7 protein-coding genes are annotated in these 5644 nt (G+C 46.3%); 6 read left to right on the top strand and 1 reads right to left on the bottom strand.

Going from position 1 to position 5644, the window contains the following annotated elements; genetic code table 11:
- Nucleotides 1-113: 113 nt before the first annotated feature.
- Nucleotides 114-515, top strand: a complete 402-nt coding sequence (locus FTU69_RS14515) for a LysR substrate-binding domain-containing protein (protein WP_001183556.1) — start codon at nucleotides 114-116, stop codon at nucleotides 513-515.
- Between the two features lie 136 nt (nucleotides 516-651).
- Here FTU69_RS14515 and FTU69_RS14510 read toward each other — a convergent pair whose 3' ends face one another.
- Entirely contained in the window at nucleotides 652-1467 is an 816-nt protein-coding gene (locus tag FTU69_RS14510; protein WP_000018323.1) for an APH(3')-I family aminoglycoside O-phosphotransferase, read from the bottom strand.
- Nucleotides 1468-1596: 129 nt separating this feature from the next.
- Here FTU69_RS14510 and FTU69_RS14505 point away from each other — a divergent pair, with 129 nt between their 5' ends.
- The 5 genes from FTU69_RS14505 (at nucleotide 1597) to FTU69_RS14485 (ending at nucleotide 5430) form a co-directional block, all read left to right on the top strand.
- A complete protein-coding gene (locus FTU69_RS14505) occupies nucleotides 1597-2301 on the top strand; it encodes an IS6-like element IS26 family transposase (RefSeq protein ID WP_001067855.1) in 705 nt (234 codons plus the stop codon).
- Between the two features lie 72 nt (nucleotides 2302-2373).
- Complete coding sequence (locus FTU69_RS14500) at nucleotides 2374-2967, top strand: tyrosine-type recombinase/integrase (protein WP_218946440.1); 594 nt, start codon at nucleotides 2374-2376, stop codon at nucleotides 2965-2967.
- 189 nt (nucleotides 2968-3156) lie between these two features.
- Nucleotides 3157-4323 (top strand): tetracycline-inactivating monooxygenase Tet(X3), encoded by a 1167-nt coding sequence (locus FTU69_RS14495; protein ID WP_024160783.1) that lies wholly within the window; start codon nucleotides 3157-3159, stop codon nucleotides 4321-4323.
- Nucleotides 4324-4471: 148 nt separating this feature from the next.
- Nucleotides 4472-5209 (top strand): recombinase family protein, encoded by a 738-nt coding sequence (locus tag FTU69_RS14490; RefSeq protein WP_001366550.1) that lies wholly within the window; start codon nucleotides 4472-4474, stop codon nucleotides 5207-5209.
- The gene (locus tag FTU69_RS14485; protein WP_000743213.1) at nucleotides 5206-5430 is read left to right on the top strand and encodes a hypothetical protein; all 225 of its coding nucleotides are present in this window, start codon (nucleotides 5206-5208) and stop codon (nucleotides 5428-5430) included. Before FTU69_RS14490 ends, FTU69_RS14485 begins: the two co-directional genes overlap by 4 nt.
- Nucleotides 5431-5644 lie beyond the last annotated feature (214 nt).

The following is a 5644-nucleotide window of genomic DNA, read 5'->3' as shown; positions in this document are numbered from 1 at the left end:
GCCAGGCCTCAGCATTTTATTATGGTGATCCCCTGGGCGAAATGCGCCTGGTAAGCAGAGTTTTTGAAATGTAAGGCCTTTGAATAAGACAAAAGGCTGCCTCATCGCTAACTTTGCAACAGTGCCATTTTAAGCGTTATGCTAAGCCCAGGAAGCCGCAGGATCTTTTGAACCACAACTGCATTAACGTCCGCTATTCTGATACGAGTGGATTGTACGCCTGGGAATTCGAGAAAGATGCTCAGAAATTCAGTCTGAAAGTCAAAGGGCAATATATTGCGAACAGCACGATTCATCAGCTCGATGCAGCATTAGACGGGCTGGGGATTGCCTATATTCCCGAGTATGTTGCAGATGGATATATCAAAAGCGGCAAGCTGATTGCTGTTCTGACCGAGTGGTGTCCATATTTTGACGGCTACCATATTTATTATCCTCACCGCCGACAGGATTCTCCTGCGTTTATGGCTTTTCTGCAAGTTTTGCGTGACAGGTACAATAATGGAATAAGATAAATTTATGAGTAAAGGATTATGTCCACGATAAGCACCTGGGTCGATTCCTGGGAGGCGGCCATGAGGGTAGGGAAGCGCCGTCCCGTCAAGTCAGCGTAATGCTCTGCCAGTGTTACAACCAATTAACCAATTCTGATTAGAAAAACTCATCGAGCATCAAATGAAACTGCAATTTATTCATATCAGGATTATCAATACCATATTTTTGAAAAAGCCGTTTCTGTAATGAAGGAGAAAACTCACCGAGGCAGTTCCATAGGATGGCAAGATCCTGGTATCGGTCTGCGATTCCGACTCGTCCAACATCAATACAACCTATTAATTTCCCCTCGTCAAAAATAAGGTTATCAAGTGAGAAATCACCATGAGTGACGACTGAATCCGGTGAGAATGGCAAAAGCTTATGCATTTCTTTCCAGACTTGTTCAACAGGCCAGCCATTACGCTCGTCATCAAAATCACTCGCATCAACCAAACCGTTATTCATTCGTGATTGCGCCTGAGCGAGACGAAATGCGCGATCGCTGTTAAAAGGACAATTACAAACAGGAATCGAATGCAACCGGCGCAGGAACGCTGCCAGCGCATCAACAATATTTTCACCTGAATCAGGATATTCTTCTAATACCTGGAATGCTGTTTTCCCGGGGATCGCAGTGGTGAGTAACCATGCATCATCAGGAGTACGGATAAAATGCTTGATGGTCGGAAGAGGCATAAATGCCGTCAGCCAGTTTAGTCTGACCATCTCATCTGTAACATCATTGGCAACGCTACCTTTGCCATGTTTCAGAAACAACTCTGGCGCATCGGGCTTCCCATACAATCGATAGATTGTCGCACCTGATTGCCCGACATTATCGCGAGCCCATCTATACCCATATAAATCAGCATCCAGGTTGGAATTTAATCGCGGCCTCGAGCAAGACGTTTCCCGTTGAATATGGCTCATAACACCCCTTGTATTACTGTTTATGTAAGCAGACAGTTTTATTGTTCATGATGATATATTTTTATCGGCACTGTTGCAAATAGTCGGTGGTGATAAACTTATCATCCCCTTTTGCTGATGGAGCTGCACATGAACCCATTCAAAGGCCGGCATTTTCAGCGTGACATCATTCTGTGGGCCGTACGCTGGTACTGCAAATACGGCATCAGTTACCGTGAGCTGCAGGAGATGCTGGCTGAACGCGGAGTGAATGTCGATCACTCCACGATTTACCGCTGGGTTCAGCGTTATGCGCCTGAAATGGAAAAACGGCTGCGCTGGTACTGGCGTAACCCTTCCGATCTTTGCCCGTGGCACATGGATGAAACCTACGTGAAGGTCAATGGCCGCTGGGCGTATCTGTACCGGGCCGTCGACAGCCGGGGCCGCACTGTCGATTTTTATCTCTCCTCCCGTCGTAACAGCAAAGCTGCATACCGGTTTCTGGGTAAAATCCTCAACAACGTGAAGAAGTGGCAGATCCCGCGATTCATCAACACGGATAAAGCGCCCGCCTATGGTCGCGCGCTTGCTCTGCTCAAACGCGAAGGCCGGTGCCCGTCTGACGTTGAACACCGACAGATTAAGTACCGGAACAACGTGATTGAATGCGATCATGGCAAACTGAAACGGATAATCGGCGCCACGCTGGGATTTAAATCCATGAAGACGGCTTACGCCACCATCAAAGGTATTGAGGTGATGCGTGCACTACGCAAAGGCCAGGCCTCAGCATTTTATTATGGTGATCCCCTGGGCGAAATGCGCCTGGTAAGCAGAGTTTTTGAAATGTAAGGCCTTTGAATAAGACAAAAGGCTGCCTCATCGCTAACTTTGCAACAGTGCCAGTTTTATTACGAACGTGTTTTGGGTGGACAACGGAAAACATATTTCATCGAAAGACCAAAAAAAGAAAAAACACTTCCTGTTGTGATGAGTGAAGAAGAAACCATTCGGGTACTACGCGCTATTGAAAACGTGAAACACAAGGCTATTCTGATGACTATTTATTCGGCAGGTTTGCGCATTTCTGAATGTATAAACCTGAAAATAAAAGACATTGACTCCAAGCGCATGCAAATTCGTATAGAACAGTCAAAAGGAAAAAGAGATCGTTATACCATTTTATCTGAGAAAACATTAATTATTTTAAGAACATACTTTATGGAATATAAACCAAAAGATTATTTATTTGAAGGTCAAAAAGGTGGCGCATACTCAAGCCGAAGTATTCAAAACATTTTTAAAGCAGCTGTTTTAAAAGTAAAGATTCAAAAGGAAGTTACTGTACATACCTTACGACATAGCTTTGCAACGCATTTGCTTGAGAATGGTACGAGTTTACGTTATATTCAATCGTTGTTAGGTCATTCAAGCAGTAAAACAACTGAGGTTTATACACATATTACCACCAAGGGAATGGAACAATTAAAAAGTCCGATGGATTTGTTAGATATATAGAAAGGATTTGTATATTTGAGCAAAACTTAACAAAAAGCACTATGAATATAAATCCTTTTGAGAGAGTAGAAACGAACGGTAAACGGTTGAAAACGGATTTGTCACTGATAATGAAAGGTTTAGCAAAATAAGATATAGTGGATATATACGCCATTTGGCGTATAGCCACTTGTTATGTGCCATTTTTGAATGACAATGCGAATAGATACGGACAAACAAATGAATTTACTTAGTGATAAGAACGTTGCAATAATTGGTGGTGGACCCGTTGGACTGACTATGGCAAAATTATTACAGCAAAACGGCATAGACGTTTCAGTTTACGAAAGAGACAACGACCGAGAGGCAAGAATTTTTGGTGGAACCCTTGACCTACACAAAGGTTCAGGTCAGGAAGCAATGAAAAAAGCGGGATTGTTACAAACTTATTATGACTTAGCCTTACCAATGGGTGTAAATATTGCTGATGAAAAAGGCAATATTTTATCCACAAAAAATGTAAAGCCCGAAAATCGATTTGACAATCCTGAAATAAACAGAAATGACTTAAGGGCTATCTTGTTGAATAGTTTAGAAAACGACACGGTTATTTGGGATAGAAAACTTGTTATGCTTGAACCTGGTAAGAAGAAGTGGACACTAACTTTTGAGAATAAACCGAGTGAAACAGCAGATTTGGTTATTCTTGCCAATGGTGGAATGTCGAAAATAAGGAGCTTTGTTACCGACACGCAAGTTGAAGAAACCGGTACTTTCAACATCCAAGCTGATATTCTTCAACCGGAAATAAACTGTCCCGGATTTTTTCAGCTATGCAACGGCAACCGATTAATGGCGGGACATCAGGGCATTTTATTGTTTGCCAATCCCAATAATAATGGTGCATTGTATTTAGGAATTAGTTTTAAAACGCCCGATGAATGGAAAAATAAAATTCCCTTAGATTTTCAGGACAGAAACAGCGTTGCCGATTTTTTATTGAAAAGATTTTCCAAATGGAGTGAAGTTTACAAACAATTAATACGTTCGGTATCAACATTTCAATGCTTGCCCACAAGGAAATTTCCTTTGAACAATGATTGGAAAAGTAACCGTCCATTACCCATAACAATGATTGGCGATGCTGCTCATTTGATGTCGCCTTTTGCAGGACAGGGTGTAAATACGGGATTATTGGATGCTTTGATATTGTCTGAAAACCTTACAAACGGAGAATTTACAAGTATTGAAAATGCCATCGAAAACTACGAACAACAAATGTTTGTTTATGCAAAAGATACGCAGGACGAATCGACAGAAAACGAAACCGAAATGTTTAGTCCCAATTTTTCGTTTCAAAAATTATTGAATCTATAAACAGTAAGAAAAAACGGCTACTAACAAGCAGTTTTGCAATAGTGGGGCAGAAGTGCAAAATTGAACTTGTGTGCTTCTATCAACTTTTGTACATTAGCTGCCAGTTTAAGATGGGTGCATTTGAGTATGCCCAAAGGAGCCCGCAAGTATGCGCAGGACGAAGCCAGTAGCCGCGCCGATGGTGGCGCGGGTCTATCTGCGCGTCAGCACCGACGCGCAGGACTTGGAACGCCAAGAGGCGATCACTACGGCCGCGAAGGCCGCCGGCTACTACGTCGCCGGCATCTACCGTGAGAAGGCATCCGGCGCACGCGCCGACCGGCCTGAGCTGCTGCGCATGATCGGCGACCTACAGCCCGGCGAGGTGGTCATTGCCGAGAAGATCGACCGCATCAGCCGCCTACCTTTGCCCGAGGCCGAGCGCCTGGTGGCCTCGATACAGGCCAAAGGCGCACGCCTGGCCGTCCCTGGCGTGGTCGATCTATCCGACCTGGCGGCCGAGGCCCAGGGCGTCGCCAAGATCGTGCTGGAAGCCGTGCAGATCATGCTTTTTCGCCTGGCCTTGCAGATGGCCCGCGACGACTACGAGGACAGGCGCGAACGCCAGCGCCAAGGCATTGAGTTGGCCCGCCAGGCCGGGCGGTACAAGGGCCGCCGTGCTGATCCGAAGCGCCGCGCCCAAGTTGTCGCGCTGCGCAAGTCCGGCTACAGCATCAACAAGACCGCCGAGCTGGCCGGGTACAGTGCGGCCCAGGTGAAACGGATATGGGCCGAGGTCAGCCAGGCCGAAGCGAAGCAGCACGGCGCGTTCGTGGAGGACGCATTGACGGAAGCCGATGCCCTGGCCGCTGTCGGCCAGGATGAGCGCCAGGAGGAAAGGGCATGAAGAAGCCGAACCAAGACGACGAGCCGTTTTTCATCACCGAGGAGATTGCGGCCGAAATGATCGCCGGCGGCTATGAGTTCGAGCTGCCGCCCATTCCTTGCACCATCCGCCTACGCGACGTGCTGGAGCGCATGACCGATGCTGAGCTAGCATTGCAGCCGGGCGAGATCGCCGACCAGGAGCGTGAACGCTGCCGGCGCAAGCCGTGTTCAACCTCATGATCTGGTCATGGTATTTTTCATGGCACTGAGCCTGATAGTTCTTGCAAATTGTTGTCACTAAAGGGTTTTGTGTGCTTGTTTACAATCGAGTGGGAGTGACGGGCACTGGCTGGCAATGTCTAGCAACGGCAGGCATTTCGGCTGAGGGTAAAAGAACTTTCCGCTAAGCGATAGACTGTATGTAAACACAGTATTGCAAGGACGCGGAACATGC

It is taken from the genome of Acinetobacter sp. YH12134 (assembly GCF_013418555.1).
GTDB classification, from domain to species: Bacteria; Pseudomonadota; Gammaproteobacteria; order Pseudomonadales; family Moraxellaceae; genus Acinetobacter; species Acinetobacter indicus.
The sequence above is the reverse complement of the archived record's forward strand: the minus strand, read 5'-3'. Positions and strand labels throughout refer to the sequence as shown.